At 73.9% G+C, this 24,995-nt stretch carries 25 protein-coding genes; 13 read left to right on the plus strand and 12 right to left on the minus strand.

Features of this window, described 5'->3' with window-relative positions; genetic code table 11:
• The first annotated feature begins 107 nt into the window (after positions 1–107).
• On the plus strand, positions 108–1,007 hold the full coding sequence (locus tag ACYSMR_RS13110) for a Bax inhibitor-1/YccA family protein (protein ID WP_461745768.1): 900 nt from the start codon (positions 108–110) through the stop codon (positions 1,005–1,007).
• A gap of 107 nt (positions 1,008–1,114) precedes the next feature.
• On the opposite strand, the gene ACYSMR_RS13115 is transcribed toward ACYSMR_RS13110, so the two are convergent.
• Positions 1,115–1,711 carry a nitroreductase family protein gene (locus tag ACYSMR_RS13115; protein ID WP_461745770.1) on the minus strand — a complete coding sequence of 199 codons (597 nt, stop codon included), beginning with the start codon at positions 1,709–1,711 and terminating at the stop codon, positions 1,115–1,117.
• Positions 1,712–1,814: 103 nt separating this feature from the next.
• On the opposite strand from ACYSMR_RS13115, the gene ACYSMR_RS13120 reads away from it, so the two are divergent.
• Together ACYSMR_RS13120 and ilvA are read left to right on the plus strand one after the other, a co-directional pair.
• Positions 1,815–3,236: an AI-2E family transporter gene (locus ACYSMR_RS13120; RefSeq protein ID WP_461745772.1), complete on the plus strand. Its 1,422-nt coding sequence runs from the start codon at positions 1,815–1,817 to the stop codon at positions 3,234–3,236.
• Positions 3,237–3,333: 97 nt separating this feature from the next.
• The gene (gene ilvA, locus ACYSMR_RS13125; RefSeq protein WP_461745774.1) at positions 3,334–4,581 is read left to right on the plus strand and encodes a threonine ammonia-lyase; all 1,248 of its coding nucleotides are present in this window, start codon (positions 3,334–3,336) and stop codon (positions 4,579–4,581) included.
• Positions 4,582–4,666: 85 nt separating this feature from the next.
• Here ilvA and ACYSMR_RS13130 read toward each other — a convergent pair whose 3' ends face one another.
• From ACYSMR_RS13130 to ACYSMR_RS13140, 3 genes are all read right to left on the minus strand, one after another.
• The gene (locus tag ACYSMR_RS13130; RefSeq protein WP_461745776.1) at positions 4,667–4,876 is read right to left on the minus strand and encodes a hypothetical protein; all 210 of its coding nucleotides are present in this window, start codon (positions 4,874–4,876) and stop codon (positions 4,667–4,669) included.
• A 7-nt stretch (positions 4,877–4,883) separates the two neighbouring features.
• Entirely contained in the window at positions 4,884–5,387 is a 504-nt protein-coding gene (greA, locus tag ACYSMR_RS13135) for a transcription elongation factor GreA (RefSeq protein WP_461745778.1), read from the minus strand.
• A 270-nt stretch (positions 5,388–5,657) separates the two neighbouring features.
• Positions 5,658–6,083 (minus strand): DUF4307 domain-containing protein, encoded by a 426-nt coding sequence (locus ACYSMR_RS13140; RefSeq protein WP_461745780.1) that lies wholly within the window; start codon positions 6,081–6,083, stop codon positions 5,658–5,660.
• Positions 6,084–6,287: 204 nt separating this feature from the next.
• Between ACYSMR_RS13140 and mca the strand changes: the two genes are divergently transcribed.
• Genes mca through ACYSMR_RS13155 form a run of 3 tightly spaced genes read left to right on the plus strand, consistent with a single transcriptional unit; the run spans position 6,288 to position 9,774 of the window.
• The gene (gene mca / locus ACYSMR_RS13145; RefSeq protein ID WP_461748025.1) at positions 6,288–7,166 is read left to right on the plus strand and encodes a mycothiol conjugate amidase Mca; all 879 of its coding nucleotides are present in this window, start codon (positions 6,288–6,290) and stop codon (positions 7,164–7,166) included.
• Positions 7,167–7,174: 8 nt separating this feature from the next.
• Positions 7,175–7,555, plus strand: coding sequence for a hypothetical protein (locus tag ACYSMR_RS13150; RefSeq protein ID WP_309126596.1), 381 nt, complete (start codon positions 7,175–7,177; stop codon positions 7,553–7,555).
• Positions 7,556–7,614: 59 nt separating this feature from the next.
• Positions 7,615–9,774 carry a thioredoxin domain-containing protein gene (locus tag ACYSMR_RS13155; RefSeq protein ID WP_461745782.1) on the plus strand — a complete coding sequence of 720 codons (2,160 nt, stop codon included), beginning with the start codon at positions 7,615–7,617 and terminating at the stop codon, positions 9,772–9,774.
• Here ACYSMR_RS13155 and trhA read toward each other — a convergent pair.
• Entirely contained in the window at positions 9,764–10,474 is a 711-nt protein-coding gene (gene trhA, locus ACYSMR_RS13160; protein WP_461745784.1) for a PAQR family membrane homeostasis protein TrhA, read from the minus strand. The two genes, ACYSMR_RS13155 and trhA, sit on opposite strands and share 11 nt — an antisense overlap.
• 162 nt (positions 10,475–10,636) lie before the next feature.
• On the opposite strand from trhA, the gene ACYSMR_RS13165 reads away from it, so the two are divergent.
• From ACYSMR_RS13165 to ACYSMR_RS13175, 3 genes are all read left to right on the plus strand, one after another.
• A complete protein-coding gene (locus tag ACYSMR_RS13165) occupies positions 10,637–11,398 on the plus strand; it encodes an isoprenyl transferase (protein WP_251333466.1) in 762 nt (253 codons plus the stop codon).
• Between the two features lie 129 nt (positions 11,399–11,527).
• Entirely contained in the window at positions 11,528–12,907 is a 1,380-nt protein-coding gene (locus ACYSMR_RS13170) for a PhoH family protein (protein ID WP_251333465.1), read from the plus strand.
• 92 nt (positions 12,908–12,999) lie between these two features.
• Positions 13,000–13,527: a prepilin peptidase gene (locus tag ACYSMR_RS13175; RefSeq protein WP_461745787.1), complete on the plus strand. Its 528-nt coding sequence runs from the start codon at positions 13,000–13,002 to the stop codon at positions 13,525–13,527.
• 85 nt (positions 13,528–13,612) lie between these two features.
• Here the strand turns inward: ACYSMR_RS13175 and ACYSMR_RS13180 are convergent, their stop codons facing one another.
• Positions 13,613–15,064: an amino acid permease gene (locus tag ACYSMR_RS13180; protein WP_461745789.1), complete on the minus strand. Its 1,452-nt coding sequence runs from the start codon at positions 15,062–15,064 to the stop codon at positions 13,613–13,615.
• Between the two features lie 253 nt (positions 15,065–15,317).
• Here ACYSMR_RS13180 and ACYSMR_RS13185 point away from each other — a divergent pair, with 253 nt between their 5' ends.
• Positions 15,318–15,788, plus strand: a complete 471-nt coding sequence (locus tag ACYSMR_RS13185; protein WP_251333462.1) for an NUDIX hydrolase — start codon at positions 15,318–15,320, stop codon at positions 15,786–15,788.
• A 152-nt stretch (positions 15,789–15,940) separates the two neighbouring features.
• The gene (locus tag ACYSMR_RS13190) at positions 15,941–16,186 is read left to right on the plus strand and encodes an acyl carrier protein (RefSeq protein ID WP_251333461.1); all 246 of its coding nucleotides are present in this window, start codon (positions 15,941–15,943) and stop codon (positions 16,184–16,186) included.
• A 93-nt stretch (positions 16,187–16,279) separates the two neighbouring features.
• On the opposite strand, the gene ACYSMR_RS13195 is transcribed toward ACYSMR_RS13190, so the two are convergent.
• From ACYSMR_RS13195 to ACYSMR_RS13205, 3 genes are all read right to left on the minus strand, one after another.
• Positions 16,280–17,713 (minus strand): class II fumarate hydratase, encoded by a 1,434-nt coding sequence (locus tag ACYSMR_RS13195; protein ID WP_461745792.1) that lies wholly within the window; start codon positions 17,711–17,713, stop codon positions 16,280–16,282.
• Between the two features lie 94 nt (positions 17,714–17,807).
• The gene (locus tag ACYSMR_RS13200) at positions 17,808–18,467 is read right to left on the minus strand and encodes a carbonic anhydrase (protein ID WP_309126361.1); all 660 of its coding nucleotides are present in this window, start codon (positions 18,465–18,467) and stop codon (positions 17,808–17,810) included.
• Positions 18,468–18,487: 20 nt separating this feature from the next.
• The gene (locus ACYSMR_RS13205) at positions 18,488–19,177 is read right to left on the minus strand and encodes a DUF4245 domain-containing protein (protein ID WP_461745794.1); all 690 of its coding nucleotides are present in this window, start codon (positions 19,175–19,177) and stop codon (positions 18,488–18,490) included.
• A 247-nt stretch (positions 19,178–19,424) separates the two neighbouring features.
• Here ACYSMR_RS13205 and glpX point away from each other — a divergent pair, with 247 nt between their 5' ends.
• Together glpX and ACYSMR_RS13215 are read left to right on the plus strand one after the other, a co-directional pair.
• Positions 19,425–20,372: a class II fructose-bisphosphatase gene (gene glpX, locus ACYSMR_RS13210; RefSeq protein ID WP_309126362.1), complete on the plus strand. Its 948-nt coding sequence runs from the start codon at positions 19,425–19,427 to the stop codon at positions 20,370–20,372.
• A gap of 205 nt (positions 20,373–20,577) precedes the next feature.
• Positions 20,578–21,774 carry a hypothetical protein gene (locus ACYSMR_RS13215; RefSeq protein WP_461745796.1) on the plus strand — a complete coding sequence of 399 codons (1,197 nt, stop codon included), beginning with the start codon at positions 20,578–20,580 and terminating at the stop codon, positions 21,772–21,774.
• A gap of 11 nt (positions 21,775–21,785) precedes the next feature.
• On the opposite strand, the gene ACYSMR_RS13220 is transcribed toward ACYSMR_RS13215, so the two are convergent.
• From ACYSMR_RS13220 to purE, 3 genes are read right to left on the minus strand one after another with little or no spacing between them, the layout of a single operon-like run.
• Positions 21,786–22,817 carry a lipid II:glycine glycyltransferase FemX gene (locus tag ACYSMR_RS13220; protein WP_461745798.1) on the minus strand — a complete coding sequence of 344 codons (1,032 nt, stop codon included), beginning with the start codon at positions 22,815–22,817 and terminating at the stop codon, positions 21,786–21,788.
• Positions 22,818–22,872: 55 nt separating this feature from the next.
• Entirely contained in the window at positions 22,873–24,453 is a 1,581-nt protein-coding gene (locus ACYSMR_RS13225) for an LCP family protein (RefSeq protein ID WP_461745800.1), read from the minus strand.
• A 48-nt stretch (positions 24,454–24,501) separates the two neighbouring features.
• Entirely contained in the window at positions 24,502–24,987 is a 486-nt protein-coding gene (purE, locus tag ACYSMR_RS13230) for a 5-(carboxyamino)imidazole ribonucleotide mutase (RefSeq protein WP_461748026.1), read from the minus strand.
• Positions 24,988–24,995 lie beyond the last annotated feature (8 nt).

Here is a 24,995-nt window from a genome sequence, read left to right on the forward strand (position 1 = left end):
GCGCGCACGCCCACGGCTTAAGCACAGCAGATCTCCTGCTCTCGCGAGGGTGGCGTTGCTACCCTGGAGGCACATCACGCACATCAGTGCCAGGGAAGGACCGACACATGCCCGGCGGAAACCCGCTCCTCCGCGATCTCACCAAGTCGGGCGCCGGTGGCGCCCAGCCCTACGGGGCCCAGTACGGACAGGCGTCCCACGGGCCCCGCTACCAGCAGCCCGGCTACAACCAGGGCTACGGACAGCCCGGCTACGGCCAGGGCTACGGCCGTCCGCACAACGCCGCGTACTCCGCCGAGCCCCTGGACGCGCTCTACAACGCGCCGGCCGCGGGCACCAACCAGACCGGGCGGATGACCTACGACGACGTCATCATGCGCACCGCCACGGTGCTGGGCGCCGTCGTCCTCGGCGCCCTCGCCGGGTGGGTCATGCCGGTCCTCGCCCTGCCGGGCGCCCTGATCGGCTTCGTGCTCGGGCTCGTCAACGCGTTCAAGCGCCAGCCCTCGCCCGCGCTGATCCTCGCCTACGGCCTCTTCGAGGGCATGTTCCTCGGCGGGATCTCCGGCATGTTCGAGCTGAACTTCCCGGGCATCGTCGTGCAGGCGGTCATCGGCACCATCGCGGTGTTCACCTCCGTGCTGGTGCTGTTCCGCTCCGGCAAGCTGCGCGCCTCCGCAAAGGCCACCCGGATCTTCATGGTCGCGCTGATGGCGTACGCCATCTTCGCGCTGGTCAACCTCGGCGCCGTCCTGCTGTTCGGCTTCGACATCCGCACCGAAAGCCCGCTGGGGCCGTGGCTGGGCCTGGCGATCGGCGCCATCGCGATCCTGCTCGCCGCGTACAGCTTCGTGATGGACTTCGAGAACATCAAGCACGGCGTCGAGTCCGGCGTCCCGGAGCGGGCCGCCTGGTCCGCCGCGTTCGGTCTCACGGTCACCCTCGTGTGGACCTACGTGGAGATCCTGCGCGTGCTCGCCATCATCCGCCAGATGACCTCCGATTGATCCCCGCCTGACCGCTCCTCGCACCAGCCGACGGCCCGGAACCCCGCAGGGGGCCCGGGCCGTCGGCCTGTCCGGCCGGCACGCACGCGGTGGCGGCCGGCGGGGCCTCAGAAGTAGGTCACCGGGGGATCGACGACCGGGAGGGTCGCCGCGTGGTCCGCGGCCGCCCCGCGGGGCGGGTGCCCCACGAACAGCCAGCCCAGGATCCGCTCCTCCTCGGAGAGCGTGTAGAAGGCGCGGACCGCGGCCTCGTCCCCACCGTCCCGGGGGGTCCACACGGTGCCCCACCCGGCGGCCCAGAACGCCGCCTCGAGCAGGGCCCGGCCCCCGTGCGCCGAGGCCCGCTGCTCCTTGCGCGGAGCCGGCAGGCCGGAGTCCGGGCTGAAGATCAGGGCGCAGCACATCCCGCCCGTGCTCGCCCACTTCAGCGAGCCCCGGAACGCGGCCAGCCGGCGCAGCTGCTTGCCCTTGAGCCGCTGGACCGGCTCCCTCATGTCCGGCACCCGCCGCAGGCCCGCCATCGCGGCCGCCAGCTCCGGCGCGGACCGGCGCGTCGTCACGGCCACCCGCCAGGTCAGCCCCTGCCCGCCGGCCCCCGCGGCCGCGCGGAGCACGGCCTCCAGCTCCTCGCGCGGAGGCGCGTCCGGGGTCAGGGCGGGCGCCGGACGGCGCTGGGCGAGGATCCGGAGGAAGGTGCGCGACATGGCCCCAGTCTCCCACCGTGCGGGCGGCGTGCACGGCAGCAGAGCCGCTGCCGGCCCCCGCGCGCCCGGGCGCCGCGGCGGAGGTGCGTGGGAGGATGGCACCATGCCTTCGACTTCGCACGACGCCGAGCGCCCCGCCGACTCCGGGGGCAGCGGCGAGCTCCCGCCGCTGCACGGCAACGCCGCCGGTGGCGTCTCGATCCCGGTGCGGGTGGCCGCCGCGTGGTCGTGGCGGCTGATCATCATCCTGGCGGCCGTCGGGCTGCTGGGGTACATGCTGTCCACCGTCACGGTGGTCATCATCCCCGTGCTGATCGCGGCCCTGCTCGCGGGCCTGCTCTTCCCGCTCGTGAAGTGGCTGCGCAGCAAGCACGTCCCCGCGGGGGCGGCCTCGGGGCTCGCGGTGCTGGGGCTGATCGGCTTCGTGGTCGGCCTGCTCGTGCTGGCGGGCCGGCAGGTCGTCCTCGGCTTCGCCCAGCTGTCGCAGAACGTCGTGGTCGGGACCCAGCAGCTGCTGGGCTGGCTCGAGGACGGGCCCCTGAACATCAGCGCCGAGACCTTCAACGACTGGGTGGCCGACCTCGGCGAGACCGTCCAGGACAACAGCCAGGCCATCCTCTCGGGCGCGATGTCCTTCGGGTCCACCGCCGGCAACCTGCTGACCGGCACCGTGATCATGCTCTTCACCCTGCTGTTCTTCCTCATGGACGGGGAGCGGATCTGGCTGTTCATCGTCGGGCTCTTCCCGTCCACCGCGCGGCGGGCCGTCAACGGGGCCGGCCGGCGCGGCTGGACCTCGCTCGTGCAGTACGCCCGCATCCAGGGCTTCGTGGCGTTCGTGGACGCCGTGGGCATCGGCCTGGCCGCCTTCTTCCTGGGGGTCCCCCTCGCCCTGCCGATCGGCATCCTCGTGTTCCTGGGCTCGTTCATCCCCATCGTGGGCGCCGTCCTCACCGGCACGGTCGCCGTCCTGGTCGCCCTCGTGGCCATCGGGTTCGGCAAGGCCCTGGCCATGCTCGCCTTCGTGCTGCTCGTCCAGCAGGTCGAGTCCAACATCCTGCAGCCGCTCGTGATGGGCAAGGCGGTCTCCCTGCACCCGCTGGCCGTGTTCCTGGCGGTGGCCTCGGGCTCCATCCTGTTCGGGATCGCCGGCGCCCTGTTCGCGGTGCCGATCATGGCGGTGCTCAACACGGTGCTGCGCTACCTCGTGAACCGGCAGTGGCGCGACGACGACGAGATCGCCTGGCAGCCCTACTTCTTCCCGTGGGAGATCAAGAAGCACGCCAAGCGCAACGAGCTGACCCGGGAGCAGGTCATGGCCCTGCTGGTGCGCTTCCGCCGCAGCCGGGCGCAGGAGCGGCTGCGGGCCGCCCTCAAGCGCGAGGCGAAGCACCACAAGGACACCGAGCGCGACTCCAGCATCGCGGCGGATCCGCACCCCGGCACCGGGGGCTGGGGCCAGAGCGTCTCCCGCGAGGACCGGGGCGCCTCCCGCGACGATCAGAGTGTCCTCCGTAACGACTAGGATGGAGCGCGTGCCTGCCGCTGGTGGGCGCGACTCGCGCGGGCCGGGGCCGGGGTCCCGGCCCGCCGCACGCCCCCACCGGGAAAGAAGGACCGCTGTGAGCCTGGCCGACCTGCCCGTCCGCCTCCCCGACATCGAGGCCGCCGCCGCGCTGCTGGACGGGGTCATCGACCGGACGCCGATCGCGCACTCCCGGGCGCTGTCCCGCCTGGTCGGCTCGGAGGTCAACCTCAAGGCGGAGAACCTGCAGCGCGCCGGCTCCTTCAAGGTCCGGGGCGCCTACGTGCGGATGGCGAAGCTCACGGCCGGGCAGAAGGCGCAGGGCGTCGTCGCCGCGTCGGCCGGCAACCACGCCCAGGGCGTGGCCCTCGCCGCCGACCGGCTCGGCATCCGCGCCCGGATCTACATGCCCCACGGTGCGGCCCTGCCCAAGGTCGCCGCGACCCAGGACCACGGCGCCGAGGTCGTCCTGCACGGCTCCACCGTGGACGAGGCCCTCACCGAGGCCCAGCGCCACGCCGAGGAGACCGGCGCCGTGTTCGTCCACCCCTTCGACCACCCGGACATCGTGGCGGGGCAGGGCACCCTCGGGCTGGAGCTGCTGGAGCAGGTGCCCGACGTCGACACCGTCATCACCGGCGTGGGCGGGGGAGGCCTGCTCGCGGGCCTCGCCGTGGCCGTCAAGGCCCGTGCCGAGCAGCTCGGCCGGCCGATCCGGGTGATCGGCGTCCAGGCGGGGAACGCCGCCGCCTACCCGCCCTCGCTCGCCGGGGACGCCCTGGTGACGCTGGAACGGGTCTCCACGATCGCGGACGGCATCGCCGTGGGCAAGCCCGGCCAGCTGCCGTTCAGCATCATCAAGGAGCTCGCCGACGACGTCGTGACGGTCTCCGAGGACTCGCTCGCGCGGGCGCTGGTCTTCCTGCTGGAGCGCAACAAGCTCGTCGTCGAGCCCGCCGGCGCGGTGGGCGTCGCCGCCCTGCTCGACGGGGCCCTGCGGGACGCCTACCCCGACCTGGGCAGCACGGCGGTCGTGCTCTCCGGCGGCAACGTGGACCCGATGCTGATGCTGAAGGTGATCCAGCGGGGCCTCTCCGCCGCCGGGCGCTACATGACGATCAAGATGATGCTCACCGACCGTCCCGGCGAGCTCGCGCTGATCTCCAGGATCATCGCCGTCCAGGACGCCAACGTCACCGGGGTGGACCACACCCGCATCGGCGGCTCCCTCAGCATGGGGGACGTCTCCATCACCATCGACATGGAGACCAAGGGCCACGAGCACTGCCGGCAGATCCTGCGGGCGCTCGAGGCCGAGGGCTACCACCCCGTCGTCGTGCACTGAGCCCCGGGCGGGAGGGCCGGACGACGACGGCGCCGGTCCTCTCCCGGGCGGGAGGGACCGGCGCCGTCGCGCGCGGGCCGGGCGCTCAGCGCCGGCCGCGCGCCGTCAGGTAGGTGACGAACCCGCTGACGAACGTGGCGAACACGGCGATGTTGCGCGGGCTGCCCGGGGCGCTCGCCGCCGGGTCGCCCCAGCCGGCGACGTGCAGGGCCACCGCGACCACCGCGAGCGCCGCGGTGACCACGAGCATCACGCGGGTGCCGGGACCGGGGGTGCGCAGCCAGTGGGACGTCACGGCGGGCTCAGCCCTGGAACGGCTTGGCGTCCAGGATCCGCACCGGGATCTGCCGGCCGTTGGGGGCGGTGTAGGCCAGCTCGTCGCCGACCTTGTGCCCGGAGATCGCCGCGCCCATGGGGGACTTCTCGGAGAACACCTCCAGGTCGCTGCCCGCGGCCAGGTCCTCGGCCACCTCGCGGGAGCCGATGAGGAAGGTCATCTGATCCCCGGCGATCTCGGCCGTGACGACCATCCCCGGCTCGACGACCCCGTCGTCGGCCGGCGCCTCGCCGACGTGCGCGTTCTCGAGCAGCGCCTTCAGGTGGGCGATGCGGCCCTCGTTCTTGCCCTGCTCCTCGCGGGCGGCGTGGTAGCCGCCGTTCTCCTTGAGATCGCCCTCGGAGCGGGCCTGGTCGATGCGCTCCACGATCTCCTGCCGGTACGGGCCGGAGATGTAGTCGAGCTCCTTCTTCAGGCGGTCGAAGGCCTCCTGGGTCAGCCAGGCGCTGTGCTTGTCGGTCTTGGTCACAATCTCTCCTCGGTGGGCGGGCGGGACGCCGCGGCGCTCCCGGGTCGTCGGGGGCGGTGGGCGGCGGGCCGGGGCGACGGCGCGGCGCCGTCGTCCGGTGCGGGGATCCGCGAACGCAAAGACCCCGCCCCGGTGCCGGGCCGTCCGTGCGGACGGCGGCCGGGGCCGGGGACGGGGAGTCCTGTCGGCAAGTCTAGGCACGGCAGGGGGGCAACCCCAAAGCAGCGTGAGGGATGTGTCACAGCCGCTCCGCCGCCGGTCCGGCCTCGATCAGTCCTCGACCCAGCAGGAGTCGACGACGGCGGTGGTCGCGCGGTTGGTGGTCCGCAGGGCCACCCGGTGGGAGCTGGTCCCGCCGTCGCCGAGCTGCTCCGGGGGCACGGACCCGACGGTCACCTCCTTCCACCCCACCACGGCGTAGTCCTCGTTGAGGGCACGGACGGCGCACGTCACGACGTCCTCGGGGCGCTTGGTGAGGTCGAAGTCCGCCGTGGCCCGGGCGTCGGAGACCACCTGGAAGCTGACGTCCTTGAAGGTGGGCTCCGCGCGGCCGGAGGTGACGACCCAGGCCACGAACGCGGCGGTGACGAGGGTCGCCGCCAGGGTGATGCCGAGCCAGCCGCGCGGACCGATCCGGCGGGTGCGGGCCGGGGTCCCGTAGCGGTTCCGGAGCAGGTCTGGGGAGTCGGTGGACACAGCGGGCCTCGGGTCTCGGGAGCGTCGACGGGCGGCCGCCGGGGGCGGCAGCCGCCCGTCCACTGTAGCCGAGCCGTCTGGGAGGCTCCCGGGCGCGGGGGGCAGGAGCGGACGCGTAAAATGGTGTGCGGCCGTGCCTGCGGCCGGTGCCCCACCTCCCCGTCCGTTCCCGAGAGGACCTCCCGAGTGACCTCCCTGTCAGAGATGCGTCTGCTGGCCGTCCACGCCCACCCCGACGACGAGTCGAGCAAGGGCGCCGCGACCATGGCCCACTACGTCCGGCAGGGGGTCGAGGTCATGGTGGCCACGTGCACCGGCGGGGAGCGGGGGTCGATCCTCAACGCCGAGATGGAGGGGCACCCGCACGCCGAGCGCGACCTGACCGGCCTGCGCCGGCTGGAGATGGCGCAGGCGGCGGCCGCCCTCGGCATCCGGCACCGCTGGCTCGGGTTCATGGACTCGGGCCTGCCGGAGGGGGACCCGCTGCCGCCTCTGCCCTGGGGCTGCTTCGCCCTGCAGCCGCTGGAACGGGCCGCGGCGCCGCTGGTGCGGCTCGTGCGCGAGTTCCGCCCGCACGTGATCCTCACCTACGACGAGAACGGCGGCTACCCGCACCCCGACCACATCCAGACGCACAACGTCTCGGCGGAGGCGTTCCGCTCCGCCGGGGACCCCGGGAAGTACCCGGGGCTGGGGGAGCCCTGGGCCCCGCTGAAGCTCTACTACGACCGGGCGTTCAACCTGGAGCGGTTCGTCGCCCTGCACGAGGCGCTCGAGGAGCGGGGCCTGCAGTCCCCGTACGCCGCGCGGCTCGCGGCCCAGCAGGAGAGCGATCCCGAGGGCCACCGCCCGCCGGTGCCCCGCCACGACACCACCACCAAGATCGAGTGCCCCCACACCTTCGGGCACCGCGACGAGGCGCTGCGCAGCCACCGCACCCAGGTCGCCCCGGACGGGATGTTCTTCGCCGTCTCCGCCGAGCTGCAGGCGGAGGTCTGGCCGTGGGAGGACTACGTCCTGGCCGAGTCGCGGGTGCCGACCGAGCTGCCGGAGAGCGACCTGTTCGCCGGGCTCGTGGGCTGAGCGAGGAGATGACCGCCGTGCCGATCCCGATGACCCTGCTGGCCCTGGTGCCCGCGATCGCCCCGAACCCCGTCGACGAGGGCACCCTGCGGCCCGGCCTGGACCCGAGCCAGGTGACGCCCGGGCTGGTCGGGTTCCTGATGTCGCTGCTGCTCGCCGTGGCCGTGATCCTCCTCGTCCTGGACTTCAACCGCCGCAACCGGCGGCTGCGCTACCGCGCGGAGTACGCCGAGCGCCGCGCCGCCGAGGAGGGGCTGGGCGGCCGGGCGGGGGCCGGGGCGGGCCCGGCCACCGCCGGCCCGGCCGCCCCGGCGCCGCCCGCCGCACCGGCGGGACCCGGCGAGGCGGCCGGACCCGCCGGGCCCGAGGAGCGGGACCGGCAGCGCTGAGACGAGGGGCCCTCGCCCCGGGGGCCCGCGAGCAGGACCCGAGCCCGAAGGAGCGCCCCGTGCCCAACCGCCTGACCGGACAGTCCTCCGCCTACCTGCGCCAGCACGCGGACAACCCGGTGGACTGGCAGCCCTTCGACGACGCGGCCTTCGCCGAGGCCGCCCGCCGCGACGTCCCGGTGTTCCTCTCCGTGGGCTACGCCGCCTGCCACTGGTGCCACGGCATGGCCCACGAGTCCTTCGAGGACCCCGCGATCGGGGCCTACCTCAACGAGCACTTCGTCCCGGTCAAGGTGGACCGCGAGGAGCGCCCCGACGTGGACGCCGCCTACATGGCGGCCACGCAGCTGCTCACCCGCCAGGGCGGCTGGCCCATGAGCGCGTTCCTCACCCCGGACGGGCGCACCTTCCACGCCGGGACCTACTTCCCGCCCCGGCCCGCCCACGGCATGCCGTCCTTCCGGCAGGTGCTCGAGGCCGTGACCGAGGCGTGGGCGGCCCGCCGCCCCGAGCTCGAGCAGGCGGCGGACGCGGTCGCCCGCGCCGTCGCCGGGCAGGCCGAGGACCTGCGCGCCGCGCTCGGGACCCCGCCCGTGGCGCCGGCCGCGCAGGAGGGGGACGGCCTCGTGGCCGCGGCCCTCGACGTCCTCGAGCAGGAGGAGGACCCCCGGCACGGCGGCTTCGGCGGGGCGCCGAAGTTCCCGCCCTCCACCGTGCTGCCCCTGCTCGAGCGGCTCGCGGCCGGGACCGGGTCCGAGGCCGCCCGGCGGGCGCGCGGGCTGCTGGTGCGCACCCTGGACGCCATGCGCGGCTCCGCCCTCTTCGACCAGCTCGGCGGGGGCTTCTACCGGTACTCCGTGACGCGGGAGTGGTCCCTGCCCCACTACGAGAAGATGCTCTACGACAACGCCCAGCTGCTGCGCGCGTACGCGCGCGCCGCGGCGGTCGAACCGGGCCGGGGCTACGAGCGCGCGGCCGCGGACACGGCGGCGTTCCTGCTGCGCGAGCTGCGCCTGCCCGGCGGGGCGTTCGCGTCCTCCCTCGACGCCGACACGCCCGCCGCCGGCGGCGACGTGCACAGCGGCGAGGGCGCCTTCTACGTGTGGACCCGGACCGGGCTGCGGGAGGTCCTCGGCCCCGACCGCGGGACGGCGGCCGCCGACCTCATGGGCGTCGCCGCGGGCGCGGCGCAGCCCCTGCACCCGGGCCGCGTCCTCGACGAGGAGGAGCAGGCCCTGTGGGACGCGCTGCGCCCCGAGCTGCTGGCGGCCCGCGCCGGCCGGCCCGCGCCGGCGCGGGACGACAAGGTCGTGGCCGGCTGGAACGGGATGGCCGTCGCGGCCCTCGCGGAGGCGGGCGTCCTGCTGGAGGACCCCGCCCTCGCGCTCGCCGCCGAGCAGGCCGCCGCCCACCTGTGGGAGGTGCACTGGGACGGGGCCCGCCGCCGGCTGGCCCGCACGAGCCACGGGGGGTCGGCGGAGCGCTCGATCGAGGGCCTGCTGGAGGACTACGCCATGGTCGCCGAGGGCTTCCTCGCCCTCTACCGGGCCGGCGGGGCCGCACCGTGGTACGAGCGGGCCCGCCGGCTGGCCGAGGTCGCCGCGGAGCGCTTCTCGCGCCCGGCACCGGGCGGCGGCCCGGGGGACGGCACCGGGCAGGGGACCGCGCAGCGGCTCTGGTCGGACCTGGCGGACGTCCCCGCCCCCCTGCTCGCGGCCGGCAGCTCGGGGCGCGCCGACCAGCTCGACAGCGTCACCCCCGCGGGCACGTCCGTGCTCGCCGCGGTGCTCGCGCACCTGTGGGCCCTGGACGAGGACGAGCGCTGGGCGCAGCTCGTGCCGTCGCTGCTCGGGCCGCTGGAGCTGCTGGCCCGGCGCGCACCGCGCAGCGCCGGGTGGGGACTGACCGTGCGGGCCGCGCTGGACACGTCCCCCGGGCACGTGGTGCTCGCGGGCGGGACCGCCGAGGACAAGCTGGAGGCGCGCCGGGCCGTCGGGGCCGCGGCGGTGCTGGACGCGTACGTCGTGGACGCCGACGCGCCGGGGGCTCCCGGCTGCGCGCGGGGCAAGGACGCCCCCGGCGGGCGGTTCACGGTCTACGTGTGCCGGGACTTCGCCTGCCGGGCCCCCGTGCACAGCGTGGGGGAGCTCACGGCGCAGCTGCGCGGGGCCCCGGGCGACGGGCCCGGCGGAGGGACCGGGGGAGGCGTCAGCGGCTGAGCACCGCCTGCAGGATCGCCGCGTAGTGCAGGAGGAAGCCCACGACCGTGCAGGCGTGGAAGACCTCGTGGAAGCTGAACACCTCGGGCAGCAGGCGGGGCCGCTTCGTGCCGTAGACGACCGCCCCGGCGATGTAGGCGGCGCCGCCGGCGGCGGTCAGCACGGCCGCCGCAGGGCTGGCCTGCCAGAACTGGGGGAGGTAGCCGACCGCGAGGCAGCCCATCACCACGTACAGGGGGGTGTAGAGCCAGCGGGGCGCGAGGGTCCACAGCAGGCGGAACAGCACGAGGCCCGCGGCGCAGGCCCAGATCACGGTCAGCAGCACCCGGGACTGTCCCGGGGACAGCAGCGCGACCGCCAGCGGGGTGTAGGTCCCGGCGATCAGCAGGGCGATGTTCGAGTGGTCCATCCGGCGCAGCACCATATGCAGCCGCCGCGGCCAGTAGGCGCGGTGGTAGATGGCCGACACGCCGAAGAGCAGGATCCCCGTCACGCCGTACACGGCGGCGGCGAGGCGCAGCTCCGTGGTCGGGGCGACGAGGATCGCCACGAGGCCCAAGACGACGACGACGGGCGTGAAGCTGGCGTGGATCCACCCCCGCCAGGCGGGCTTGCGCTCGAGGAAGTCCTCGATCCGCTGCTCGACGGCGCCCTCGAGGTGCTCGACCGCCCGCCCGACCGTGCCCTGCCTGTGCTCCATGGTGCCCGCCCGCCTCCTGTGCCTGCGCCCGGTGTCGATCCTCCGCACCGTCCACCGGGTAGTTTAGGAGAGGTCCCCGACCGCCCGCTGGACGCCGTGCCCCCGCCGGCCCCGGCGCCGGGGACCACGCCCCCACCACCGACAGCACGGGAGGAACCACGGATGGCGAAGCCGCATCCGCTCTACCGGTTCTACGAGCGCCGTCTCGCCGCCGGCCTCGACCCGCGGACCCTGCCCAAGCACGTCGGGGTGCTCGTCGACGGCAACCGCCGGTGGGCCCGGCAGTGCGGCACGACCACCGCGGCCGGGCACGCGGCGGGCGCCCAGAAGATCGTGGAGTTCCTGGGCTGGTGCCGGGAGCTCGACATCGAGGTGGTCACCCTCTACATCCTCTCGACCGAGAACCTCAAGCGCCCGGCCGCGGAGCTGGAGCCGCTGCTCGAGATCATCTCCGACCTCATGGACACGCTCACCGAGACCGGCGTGTACCGGGTCCAGCCGGTCGGGGCCCTCGAGCTGCTGCCCCCGCAGCTCGCCGCGCGCCTCGCCGAGCTCACCGCCCGGACGGCGGACAACCCCGGCCCGCACCTGAACATCGCGGTCGGCTACGGGGGCCGCCAGGAGATCGTCGACGCCGTCCGGGAGGTCCTCACCGACGCCCTCGACGCCGGCGCCGACCTGCGGGAGCTCGCGCAGGGCCTGTCGGTCGAGGACATCGCCCAGCATCTCTACACCCGCGGCCAGCCGGACCCGGACCTGCTGATCCGCACCTCCGGGGAGCAGCGGCTCTCGGGCTTCCTGATGTGGCAGTCCGCCTACAGCGAGTACTACTTCTGCGAGGCCCTGTGGCCGGCCTTCCGCCGGGTCGACTTCCTGCGCGCCCTGCGCGACTACGCCTCCCGGCAGCGCCGCTTCGGCGGCTGAACCTCTCAGGTCACGGCCAATTTCCCCGCTGTTCGCCGTTTCCCCTCGCGCGGCGGGTCCCGTCTGCGTACGTTGGCCTCAGGCGGACGGCGAGGACGCCGCCCGCCGGACCGAGTCGGAAGGGCCGCCATGAGCATCTCGAAGAACCCGGAGCGCATCGTCGACATCGCCTCCCCCCTGGGCGCCGAGGTCAGCGCGGACGCCGAACCCCGCACCGGGGTGCGCTCCTACGTGATCGACACGTCGGTCCTGCTCTCCGACCCCCGGGCGATCCTGCGCTTCGCCGAGCACGAGGTCGTGCTGCCCGTCGTCGTCATCACCGAGCTGGAGGGCAAGCGCCACGACCCCGAGCTCGGCTACTTCGCCCGCCAGGCGCTGCGGCTGCTGGACGACCTGCGCCTGGAGCACCACGGGCTCAACCGGCCGGTGCCGATCGGGGAGGAGGGCGGCAGCCTCGTCGTCGAGCTCAACCACTCCTCGGACTCCGTGCTGCCGGTGAGCTTCCGGCTCAAGGACAACGACTCCCGGATCCTGTCCGTGGCCCTGAACCTCGCCAACGGGGGCAGGGACGTGTGCGTCGTGTCCAAGGACCTGCCCATGCGGGTGAAGGCCTCCGCCCTGGGCCTGGAGGCCGACGAGTACCGGGCCGAGTGGGTCGGCTCGGACGTCGAGTGGTCCGGCACCGCGGAGCTCGACGTGGACGACGAGGTCGTCGCCCGCCTCTACGACGGCGAGCCCGTCCCGGTGCCCGGCACGGAGCGGATGCCCGCGAACACGGGCCTGACCCTGCACTCGGTGCGCGGCAACGCCCTGGCCCGGGTGCGCGCGGACGGCCGGTCGCGGATCGTGCGCGGGGACCGGGACGTCTTCGGCGTCAACGGCCGCTCCGCCGAGCAGCGGCTCGCGATCGACCTGCTGCTCGACCCCGAGGTGGGCATCGTGTCGCTGGGCGGGCGCGCCGGCACGGGCAAGTCCGCGCTCGCCCTGTGCGCGGGCCTCGAGACGGTCATGGAGCGCCGCGAGCACCGCAAGGTCATGGTCTTCCGGCCCCTCTACGCGGTGGGCGGGCAGGAGCTCGGTTACCTGCCGGGCTCCGAGGAGGAGAAGATGAACCCCTGGGGACAGGCGGTCTTCGACACCCTGGGCGCGCTCGTCTCGCAGGAGGTCGTCGCGGAGGTGCTCGACCGCGGGATGCTCGAGGTGCTGCCGCTGACCCACATCCGCGGCCGGTCCCTGCACGACGCGTTCGTGATCGTCGACGAGGCGCAGTCGCTGGAGAAGAACGTGCTGCTCACCGTCCTGTCCCGGATCGGGCAGAACTCGAAGGTCGTCATGACCCACGACGTCGCCCAGCGCGACAACCTGCGGGTCGGCCGCCACGACGGCGTGACCGCCGTGGTCGAGGCGCTCAAGGGCCACCCCCTGTTCGGGCACGTCACGCTCACGCGGTCCGAGCGCTCGCCGATCGCGGCCCTCGTCACGGAGGTGCTGGGCGACCTGGACGGCTGAGCGCGCGGGCCGGGGGCCGCCGGCGGGCACTGCGCCGGCGGCCTCCCCAGGACCGGGCGCGGAAGGGCGCCGCGGCGGCCGCGGCCGCTACGATGCCGGGTGTGACGGCCTTCCTGAGCGAGCAGTTCGCCCGCGGGGACGCCGCCGGGTGGGCCGCCGGGGCCCTCGCGGCGGCGGGCTTCGTGGTGCTGGCGGTCGCGGGCGCGTGGCTGTGGGCGGTGGACGTGCGGGAGCACCGGCTTCCGGGCCGGGTGGTCCGCCCGCTCTACCCCGTGTGCGGGGCGCTGCTGGGGGCGGGCGCCCTGCTGGGCGGGCAGCCGGTGCGGGTGCTGTGGATGCTGTGGGGGCTGGTGCTCGTGGGCGGGACCTACGTCCTGCTGCGGGTGCTGCACCCTGCCGGGCTGGGGATGGGCGACGTGCGGCTCTCCGGGCTGCTGGGCCTGTGCCTGGGCTTCGTCTCCGTGGGGCACGCCGTGCTCGGCGCCCTGGCCGGTTTCGTCGTGGGCGGACTGGCGGCGGCCGTGCTGCTGGCCCTGCGGCGGGCGGGCCCGGACTCCCGGGTGGCCTTCGGCCCGGCCATGCTCGCGGGTGCGTTCGGGGTGCTGCTGCTGGTGCGGTGAGCGCGGCGGCGGCGTCGCGGGGACGGCCGCGGCCCGGCGCACGGGGTGCGCCGGGCCGCGGTCCGGGTCGGGCGGCAGGGGCGGATCAGCCGCGCGAGGCGAGGTCGTGCTGGTAGTTGGGGCTGTCGGGGTTGAGCACCGAGTGCCGGCGCCCGTAGAGGAAGTAGATGGCCAGCCCGATCAGCAGCCACACCCCGAAGCGGGCCCAGGTCTCCCAGTGCAGCTGGAGCATCAGGAACAGCGAGGCCAGCACGCCGAAGGCGGGCACGAAGGGCATCAGCGGCAGCCGGAACGTGCGCGGGGTGTCGGGACGGGTGTAGCGGAAGAGGATCACCGAGACGCACACGACGACGAACGCCGAGAGGATGCCGATGTTGGTCAAATCGGCCACGGCCCGGATGGGGAATACCCCGGCCAGCAGCGCCGAGCTCACCCCCGCGATCCAGGTGACGCGCTGCGGGGTGCCGTTGCGGTCGGTGTGGGCGAACCAGCCGGGCAACAGGCCGTCGCGGCTCATGGAGAACCACACGCGGGTCACACCCAGCAGGAAGGTCAGCATCACGGTGAGGATCGACAGCACCGCGAACACCGAGATGATGGTCGCGATCACCGGCAGGCCCACGCTGGAGAACGCCGAGGCGAAGCCGGCCTCGGGGTCGATCTCCCGGTAGTTCTGCATCCCGGTCAGCACCAGGGTGGCGGCGACGTAGAGGATCATCGCGATGATCAGCGAGAGGATGATCGCCTTGGGCATGTGCTTCTTGCCGTCCTCGGCCTCCTCGGCGGCGGTGCTCATGGCGTCGTAGCCGAAGACCGCGAAGAACACGGTCGCCGCCCCGGTGACCACGGGGCCGAACCCGGTGGGCATGAACGGGTTGTAGTTCTGCGTGTTGATGTAGAACACGCCCAGCCCGATGATGAACAGGATCAGCAGGATCTTGATGCCCACCGCGATCAGCTCGAAACGGCCGAAGGTCTTGGTGCCGCGGCTGAGGATGAACGTCACGAGCAGGCAGATCAGGATGGCGGGGAGGTTGATGATCCCGCCCTGGCCCTCGTCGGGGGTGGAGGTCATCCACACGGGCAGCTCGAGGCCGAAGCCCGACAGGAACGCCTCGACGTAGCCGGAGATGCCGATGGCCACGACGGCGACGATGGCGATGTACTCCAGCAGCAGGTCCCAGCCGATGAACCAGCCGATGATCTCGCCCAGTGCCACGAACCCGTAGGTGTAGGCCGACCCGGCGCGGGGGATCATGCCCGCGAACTCGGCGTAGGACAGCGCGGCGGCGGCGGAGGCCAGGCCGGCGATCAGGAAGGAGATCAGGACCGCGGGGCCGACGCCGGGGTTGTCCGGATCGCCGTGGGCCACGAGCCCGGCCAGGGAGAAGATGCCGACGCCGATGATGCCGCCGACGCCGATGGCCGTGAGCTGCCACAGCCCCAGGCTCTTGTTCAGCACTCCGTGCTTGCTCTCCTCCTCGACGAGGTCGACGGGCATCCGCCGCAGGACGGACTTGGGATTCTGTGCGCTCATGAGTGGTTCTCCGTGGGTTTGGATGGAAAGCCCCGACTGTAGCCCTACTATGCTCCACGTCTCAGGTTGGATAAAGTGATGTTTTCCGACCCTTGATCATCGGCACCCGTGATGAATGGGGCGCCGGATGGCCTCGCCGGCGCGGGCCGGGACGGTGCTCCGAGCGTACTGTGTCCTGGACGACGGCGGCGCCCCCGCTCGCAGCGCCGGAGCACGGCCGCCCCCGAACCGCTCACCGCCCTGGAGGACGCCTGTGCCCACCCCCGAGTTCGTCCTGGCCCTGCGGCAGAAGATCGGCCACGACCTGCTGTGGCTGCCCGCGGTCACGGCCGTGGTGCTGCGCGAGGACGGGCGGGTGCTGCTGGCCCGGCGCAGCGACAACGGCCGCTGGGGGCTCGTCAGCGGGATCGTGGAGCCCGGTGAGGAGCCGGCGGTCACGGCCGTGCGCGAGTGCCTGGAGGAGACCGGCGTCGTCGCCGTCGTGGAGGACCTCGTGGCGGTCCGGGCGGGGGAGCCCGTGCAGTACCCCAACGGTGACCGGTGCCAGTTCCTCGACCACACCTTCCGCTGCCGGTACGTCTCCGGGCAGGCCCGGGTCAACGACGACGAGTCGCTCGAGGTCGGCTGGTTCGCCCCGGACGCGACGCCGCCCCTGCCGCCGCTCCAGCGGGCGCGGCTGGACGCGGCGCTCGCCCACGACGGCCGGGCCCGTTTCGTCGTCTGATCCCTGGGAGTGTCCGCCGGCGGGCTCCGGCGGCGGCCCGCGGAGGGCCGCCCCCCCGGAAACACAGCGTGCTTACTTGTGAGCCGGCGCACACCCTCCTAGACTCGGGAGCGTCCATCGACAACGAGCACGAACGAGCAAGGAGGACCGACATGGCCACTGGCGAGACCGGCTTCGACGACGTGACCTACGACCTGATCTCGGTGCAGTACCACTCGCTCAAGGCGGGGCACGACTACGGCCAGTACGTGCGCGACGCCCGCAACGCGGGTCTGGACGACATCGCGGAGTTCTTCGAGCAGGTGATGTCGCAGGACTCCGAGCGCGCCGCCCGGTGCCACGAGTTCATCAAGCGGATGTCCAAGTCCGAGGACTCCGGCCCGGCCGTGACGTCCTGACGGGGGCACGCCCCGCCCACGCCGAGGGGCGGTGTCCCGCCGGAGCGACGTTCTCGCTCCGGCGGGACACCGCCCCTCGGTGCGGGGAGCGGGTCAGGCGTTGGGGCCCGTCATGGTGGTGACGTCCAGCGCGCTGTCCAGCTGCTCCTCGGTGAGCGAGCCGTTCTCGACGTAGCCCAGGGCGATCGTCGCCTCGCGCACCGTCATCTTGTTCGCCACCGCGTGCTTGGCGATCTTCGCGGCGGCCTCGTAGCCGATGGCCTTGTTCAGCGGGGTCACGATGGACGGGGACGCCTCGGCGAGGAAGCGGCAGCGCTCCACGTTGGCCTCGATGCCGTCGATCATCTTCTCCGCCATCACGCGGGAGGAGTTGGCGAGCAGGCGGATCGACTCCAGCAGGTTGGAGGCCATCACCGGGATGCCCACGTTGAGCTCGAAGGCGCCGTTGGTGGTGGACAGGGCGACGGTGGCGTCGTTGCCCACGACCTGGGCGCAGACCTGGATCGTCGACTCGGCGATCACGGGGTTCACCTTGCCCGGCATGATCGAGGAGCCCGGCTGCAGGTCGGGGATGAAGATCTCGCCCAGGCCGGTGTTCGGGCCGGAGCCCATCCAGCGCAGGTCGTTGTTGATCTTCATGTAGCTGAAGGCGATGGTGCGCAGCTGCCCGGAGGCCTCCACCAGTCCGTCGCGGTTGGCCTGGGCCTCGAAGTGGTTGCGGGCCTCGGTCAGCGGCAGGCCGGTCTCCTCGGCGAGCAGCTCGATCACCCGGGCGGAGAAGCCGGCGGGGGTGTTGATGCCGGTGCCCACGGCCGTGCCGCCCAGGGGGACCTCGGCCACGCGGGGCAGGGAGGCCTGCACGCGCTCGATGCCGTAGCGCACCTGCGCCGCGTAGCCGCCGAACTCCTGGCCGAGGGTGACCGGGGTGGCGTCCATGAGGTGCGTGCGCCCGGACTTCACGACGTCCTTGAACTCCGCGGCCTTGCGCTCCAGGGACTCCGCCAGCTGGGTCATGGCGGGGATCAGGTCGTTGATCAGCGCGCCGGTGACCGCCACGTGCACGGAGGTCGGGAAGACGTCGTTGGAGGACTGCGAGGCGTTGACGTGGTCGTTGGGGTGGACCTCCACGCCGGTGCCCTCGAGCGCCTGGTTGGCGAGGGTGGCGAGCACCTCGTTGGTGTTCATGTTGGAGGAGGTCCCGGAGCCGGTCTGGAACACGTCGATGGGGAAGTGCTCGTCGTAGTCGCCCGTGGCGACCAGGTCGGCGGCGTCGGCGATGGCCCGGGCGCGCTCGTCGTCGAGCACCCCCAGCTCCGCGTTCGCCCGGGCCGCGGCCTTCTTGATCTGGGCCAGCGCCGCGATGTGCTGGGGCTCCAGGGCCTTGCCGGAGATCGGGAAGTTCTCGACGGCGCGCTGGGTCTGGGCACGGTACAGGGCCTGCGCGGGGACGCGGACCTCGCCCATGGTGTCGTGCTCGATGCGGTACTCGGTGTTGTCTGCGGTCGTTGCAGCCGTGGTGTTTGCCATGGGCCTCAGTGTAGGTCAGCCGGAGGTGACGCCCGGCACGTCGGCCCGGGCCCGCGTCACGGGCCCAGGCCGACGTCACGGGCCCATGGCGCGCTCAGCGCTCGGGCAGCCAGGTCCCGTGGCCGTGGACGAGCTCCGCCTCGCCGTCCTGGAGGTGGTAGAAGACGCCGACGACGGCGACCTCGCCCCGCGAGACGGCCTCGTTGATGATGCGGGACTGCTCGAGCAGCCGGGAGGCGGTCTGCTTGGTGTGCGCCACGACCGCCGAGTTGACGTCGTGGTGGCCGTCGCGCCGGGTGTCGAGCACGGACGGCATGATCCGCTCGATCAGGTCCCGCTGGAACCCGCGGGGCATGTCCCCGGACCCCGCGGCCGCGTGCGCGGCGCTGACCGCGCCGCAGGAGTCGTGGCCCAGCACCATGACCAGCGGCGTCCCCAGGTTGGCCACGGCGTACTCGATCGAGCCCAGCACGGCGTCGTCGATGACCTGTCCCGCGGTGCGCACCACGAAGGCGTCCCCGAGGCCGAGGTCGAAGATGATCTCCGCGGCCAGGCGGGAGTCGGAGCAGCCAAAGATGACGGCGAACGGGTTCTGCCCTCCCGCCACGGACTGCCGGCGGGACGCGTCCTGGTTGGGGTGCAGGGACTCGCCCGCCACGAAGCGGGCGTTGCCCTCCCGCAGCCGCTGCCAGGCGGCGGCGGGGGTGGCCGGGACGGTGTCCTGCGTGCGGGTCTGGGGGGTGTGCTCGGTCATGTCTGCTCCGTTCTCGTCGGTCATGGTCGCTCCTCCGTGGTCGTCGTGGCGGTGGCGGTCGTGGGGGCGGGTGCGCCGGTGAGGTCCTCGACGACGGCGGCGGCGAGGTGGTCCAGCTCGGCCCCGGAGGCGTCGCCCTTGAGGACCACGGTGGAGCCGTCGACCTCGCCGGTGTAGACGGTCAGCGGCTTCTGCTCGTCCGTGGCCTCGCGGACGTGGACGTCCCACGGCACGCCGCCGGCCTCGACGGAGGCCGTGGCCGGGATGGTCTCTGCCTGCTGGGCCAGCCAGGTCGGGTTCGCCAGGGAGGTCTGGACGAGGCCGACGAAGCTGCCCCGCGGCGTCACGTACCCGATCTCCCAGTAGGGCACGCCCTCGGCGGCACCGTTGTTCCAGCGGGCGTAGTTGGCCGTCCAGTCCTCGCCCGGTTCCGGCACGGCCGGCGGGAAGGGCGACTGGTCCTCGACGTAGCCCGCCTCCTGGGCGACGTCGACGTCCGCCCGGTACGGCTCGGCGTCCGGCCGGGGCTGGAGCCACACGAACGGCAGCACCAGCAGCAGGAGCACGGCCATCGAGATGATCATGCCCTGCACCGGGGCGTTGATCCGGCGCGCCTGCTTCTCGGTGATCCGCGGGAGGGGCTGCGCCTCCTCGGGGCCGGGGGCGGCCGCGGGGCTGTCGGCGGGACGGTCGGGGGTCGAGGAGCTCACCGCACCATTGTGCCCTCTCCGCCGGACGCCTGCCGACGGAGCCCCGCCGGGCGTGCGCCCCCCGGCGACGTGGCCTCCGGGCCCGCCGGGGAGCGGGCGATATGCTGAGCCCGACGGGACCGCGTCCGGGCCGAGCCCGGCCCGGGGACCCGCAGACCGCAACTCGAAGGTGAGGAACATCGTGGCCGAACAATCCACCGGAACGACCCAGGCGCGCATCAACAACGTGGCGGACCGCAACCTGGCCATGGAGCTGGTGCGCACGACCGAGGCGGCGGCCATCGCCGGCGGCCAGTGGGTGGGCGCCGGCGACAAGAACGCCGCCGACGGCGCCGCGGTGGACGCGATGCGCTCGCTGCTCTCCACCGTCCACTTCAACGGCACCGTCGTCATCGGGGAGGGGGAGAAGGACGAGGCCCCGATGCTGTTCAACGGCGAGCAGGTCGGCGACGGCTCCGGGCCCGCCTCCGACGTCGCGGTGGACCCGATCGACGGCACCCGGCTCACGGCGCTGGGCATGAACAACGCGCTGGCCGTCATCGCGGTGGCCGACGGCGGGTCGATGTTCGACCCCTCCGCCGTGTTCTACATGGACAAGCTCGTGGTGGGCCCCGAGGCCGCCGACTTCGTGGACCTGCGCCTGCCGGTGAAGCAGAACCTGCACCTGGTGGCCAAGGCCAAGGGCACCAGCATCAACCAGATCACCGTGTGCGTGCTGGACCGCCCGCGCCACCAGCAGCTCGTCGACGAGATCCGCTCCACCGGGGCCCGCACCCGGATGATCCTCGACGGCGACGTCGCCGGCGCGATCGCGGCGTGCCGCGAGGGCACCGGCGTGGACGTCATGATGGGCATCGGCGGCACCCCCGAGGGCATCGTCACCGCGTGCGCGGTCAAGGCCACCGGCGGGATCATCCAGGGCCGCCTGGCCCCCACGGACGACGACGAGCGGCAGAAGGCCATCGACGCCGGGCTGGACCTGGACGCCGTGCTGACCACCGACGACCTCGTCACCTCGGACAACTGCTTCTTCTCCGCCACGGGCATCACCGACGGCGACCTGCTGCGCGGCGTGCGCTACCGCGGGCCGAAGATCACCACCCAGTCCATCGTGATGCGCTCCCGCTCCGGGACCGTGCGCATGGTCGAGGCCGAGCACCTGGCCTCCAAGTGGGAGAAGTACGCGCGCCACTGAGGTCCGCGCCCCCGGGCCGTGAGCCCCGCGATCCCCCGCACCGTCCCGGTGCGGGGATCGCCCGTTCCCGGCCCCCCCCCCCCGGGGTGCGGCCGTGTCCGCGCCGATCCGCCCCGCGGGCCTCTACACTGGTGCCCGTACTGCGGGCGCCGACCGCGGTCCCCCAGCCGGGGCGGAGCGCCCGGGTGACGAGGAGGATCCCATCGTGAGGACGACGGTCAGCCCCAGCCCCCACCGCAAGACCTGGGACGCCACCGTCCGGGTGACGGGCGGGCACCCGCAGCAGCTGTGGGGCATCGGCGAGGCCCAGGTCTCCGCCGAGGGCCCGCAGCTGCGGGTCGACCGCGTCATGGTCCACGACGCCGGGCAGCGCACCGTGGGCTACGCGCAGCTCTACCTGCGCTCCCAGGCCGAGCGGGTCATCGCCGGGACCGTGCAGTGCCACGTCCACCGCCCCGAGGACGTGCCCGTGGTCGCCGGCGCGCTCGCCGACTGGGTCCGCGAGGAGCACTCCGCCGCCCTGTTCCGCTTCGACGCGGACACCGTGGACACGCCCGGGGCCGAGGACGCCCTCACCGCCGCCGGCTTCGAGCGCCGCGGCGCGGCCGGCGCGGCGGCGTCGGGCGCGCGCCGGCTGCAGGTGCGGCTGGGCGAGTCCGAGCGCGACCTCTCGTGCCGGCTCTCCGAGCGGACCCTGCAGCGCTGCCGGGCGGCGCTGCGCACCCCCGGCGTGACCGTCCGGGAGGTCACCGCCCAGAGCGGGGTGCTCGCGCACGTCGGGCTGCGCACCCGGCTGATCGACCGGCTGCTGGAGGACCTGGGCGAGGACTCGCTGCTGCTCGTGGCCACGGAGGTCGGCGACGACGGCTCCGAGACCGCGCTGGGCTACCTGTGGTTCGTGCACACCGGTGGGCTGGCCATGATCTACCGGCTGGGCTTCACCCGGCGCGGGCGGGACCTGGCGCTCGACGACGCGCTGCTGCTGACCGGTGTCGTGGAGCTGCAGAAGCGGGGAGTCCGCACCCTCGACGGCGGGGACCCGGCCGAGCCGGACGTCCCGCTCGTGGTCCGCGAGCTCGCCGAGGCGCAGTGCCCGGTGCTGGGCACCTGGGAGAAGCAGCTGGGCAGCGGCCGGGCGGGCGAGCTCACCGGCACCGCCGACGGCGCGGACGCCACCGACGCCGCCGTCGAGCGCACCGGCACGGCCGTCGCCGCGGAGCTGGGCCTGGAGGACCCGGCGCCGGCCGGGCCCGCGGGGCCCGTCGACGCCGCCCCGCCGTCCGGGCCCGTCCCGGGCGACGGCACGGGCCCGGACGGCGGGCGGGCCCGCCGCGTCTCGGTCCTCACCCGCCGGCTGGTGGGGGAGGGGCTGTCCGCCCTGCGCAACGCGGCGGGGCGCTGAGCCCGGCCCGCTCAGGCGTCGTCGCGGCCGGTCCCGCCGGCTCCCGGGCGCACGCCCGGGCGGATCCGCGCGGCCAGCCCCGGCAGGGCCCGGCGGGCCGCCGCGCCCCTCTCGCGCGCCGCGCGCACGCCCGTGTAGGCCGTGTACCCGGTGCGGCTCACCGGCAGGTCCCACGTGCCGGGATAGGACTCGGGGCGCCCGCCGAAGGACTTCTTGAACTTCGTGAAGCCGTACCACTCGTGCTCCGGGCCCGCGCCCTCGGGGGCGGTGCCGAAGAGGTCGAAGCGGGAGAGCCCGGCCGCCTTGGCGTCGAGGACCATCCGCACCACGAGCGGGATGCCGGCGGAGAGCCTGCGGTGCTCGAAGTCCATGGCCGCGTGGGCGTAGGTGCGGGTGTCGTCGGAGTCGTAGGCGAGGGCGGCGCCGATGGGCTCGCCCTCGAGGCGCGCCACGTACAGCCGCGCCGCGCCCAGGGGCATCAGCGTGCGGGCGGCCTCCCGCAGGTAGGCGTCCTGCTGGCGGTTGAAGTCCTTGCGCTCGGCGGTCGCGTCGAGGAACCGCAGCAGGACGTCGACGTCCCCGGGCTCCGCCGAGGAGGTGAAGGTCACGCCCTTCTTGGCGATGTTGCGGTGCAGGTTGCGGTTGGTGGACTTCATGTCCTTGAGGATGGCGTCCTCGTCCCGGGTCAGGTCGATCACCTGGGTGTGCCCGGGCTGCACCTGCCGGGGGGCGGGGCGCAGGCCGCGGCGGCGCAGCGAGGCCTCGGGGGTCTCGAGCCCGTCCGTGACCGCGGCGCCGGCGGGCTCCACGCGCACGAACCAGCACCGGTGCTCCCGCGCCGCGCGCGCGAGGTCGGCCAGCGCGGCGTCGAAGGCCTGCGGGGACTGCGCCTCGGGGCCGTAGGGGCAGTACAGGTAGCGCCCGGTCCGCCCTCCCTCGACGACGGCGAGGTAGCGCCACCCGTCCCCGGCGGCCTCGACCACCGTCCGCCCGAGGTTCCGCTGGAAGGATGCCCATGCTTTCGACTGGAGTATGTTCGCCACGCCCCCACTGTACCGGCCGGTCAGGAGGGGGTCGGCGCGCCGCGGGCCCGGCCCGTCAGGGCACGGAGCAGGTGCCGTTGGCGGAGAGCTCCTCCGCCGGCACGAGGGGCTGGGCCGCGGGCACGGCCACGGCCATGGCCAGGCCCGCCGGTCCCGCGCCGCCGCCGGGCAGCCCCGCGGCGGAGGGGGCGCCCGCGTCGGTGGCCTCCCGCAGGACGCGCTCCACGTCCGCGTGCAGCCGGTCGTAGTCCGGGTAGGTCGGGAACGACGGGTCGTAGTAGGGCGGTCCGGCGGCGAACTGCCCCATCTCGTGCTCCTTGGCCTTGAGCGCCAGGTTCACGAAGGAGCCGATCTGGCTCTGCGGGATGTCGGTCTCGACGACCTGCGTCCCCGACTGCGCGAGCTCCTGGAAGCGGGAGACGACGTTGACGGGGTTCAGCTGCTTGAGCATCGCGGCCTGCACGCAGCGCTGGCGGGCCTGCCGGTCGTAGTCGGTGGCCCCCTCGCGGGAGCGGGCGTACCAGAGCGCGTGGTAGCCGTCCATGTGCTGGACGCCCGGCTCGATGTACCCGAAGATCTCGTTGGGCAGGCCCGTGGTGAGATCGGTGCCGCCGCCGATGGGGACGCGCCCGCCGACGTCGATGGTGATCCCGCCGAGGGCGTCCACGAGCTCCTCGAACCCGGTCATGTCGATGAGGGCGTAGGCCTGGATCTCGATGCCCAGCGCGCCCTCCGCGGCGTCCTTCATGGCCTCGGCCCCGGGGTCCTGGGCGTCCGGGTAGAGCTCGGCGTAGTTGTTCGTGACGTCGGTGTAGAGGGCGTTGAGGATGCACTCGTCGCCGCAGTTGAAGCCCTCGGGGTAGACCTCCGCCAGGGGCGAGTCCTCGGGGAAGGGCGCGTTCTGCAGGTTGCGGGGCAGGGAGACGCTGACGGTGCGGCCGGAGTCGGCGTCCACGCTGATCACCGTCATCGAGTCGGGGCGGCGCCCGGAGCGGTCCGCCCCGGAGTCCCCGCCCATGAGCAGGATGTTGTAGCGGCCCTCCGAGGGGCCGAAGGGCAGCCCGCCGCCGAAAATGTCGGAGACCGCCCCGCGCGCCACCGACAGCAGGTAGGCGGAGTACCCGAGCCCGCCCGAGGTGACGAGCACGAGGGCCACGGTGGCCGCGGCGACGGCCCGGCGCGCCCTCGGGGCGAGCAGGCCCGGCCGGGCCAGGCGCAGCGTGTCCAAGAATAGGTACGCCCACCCCAGGGCCAGGGCGGCCAGCCCGGCGACGAGGAGCAGGGACGTGACGGAGTTCGTGACGAACCACACGAGCGGGGTGCGCCACAGGAGCGCGGAGAACAGGGCCAGGACCACGGCCGCCCACACCACCACGTCGACCTTCAGCGCGGCCCGACCCACCGGGCGGCGGCCGGCCGCGAGCTGGGCGCTGCCGGGCACGAGCAGGGTCGAGCCCAGCAGCGTCCACGCGCGCCGGGTGCGGATCCGCTCCCCGGCGTGCTCCGGGTGGCGCAGCGGGTCGGTCAGCCGCGCCGGGACGGTGCGCTCGACGTCGTCGAGGGCGCGGACCGCGGTGACGTCGCCGGCGGCGATCTCGGGGAGGTCGGGTTCGGCGCGGGGGGTGTGGCCGTTCACGGGCAGCTCCGGCGGGGAAGGGGAGGGGGACGAGCGGGGACGGCCGGGTCAGCCGTCGAGGCGGGTGCGCAGGGCCGCGCCCTTGTCGTGGGCGGTCTGCTTCAGCTCGGCGGCGAAGCCCAGCAGCCGCTCGCGCAGGGCGGCGGCGCGCTCGTCGTCGCCGGAGGCGAGGATCCGGGCGGCGAGCAGCCCGGCGTTGCGGGCGCCGCCGATCGAGACGGTGGCCACGGGCACGCCGGCGGGCATCTGGACGATCGAGAGCAGGGAGTCCATGCCGTCGAGGGTCTTCAAAGGGACCGGCACCCCGATCACGGGCAGCGGGGTCACGGCGGCGAGCATGCCGGGCAGGTGGGCGGCGCCCCCGGCCCCGGCGATGATCACGCGCAGCCCGCGCTCGTGCGCCCGCTGACCGTACTCGATCATCTCCACGGGCATGCGGTGGGCGGAGACGACGTCGGCCTCGTACGGGATCCCGAACTCCGCGAGCGCGGTGGCGGCGGCCTCCATCACGGGCCAGTCGGAGTCCGACCCCATCACGACGC

The organism is Kocuria sp. U4B, from assembly GCF_054875615.1.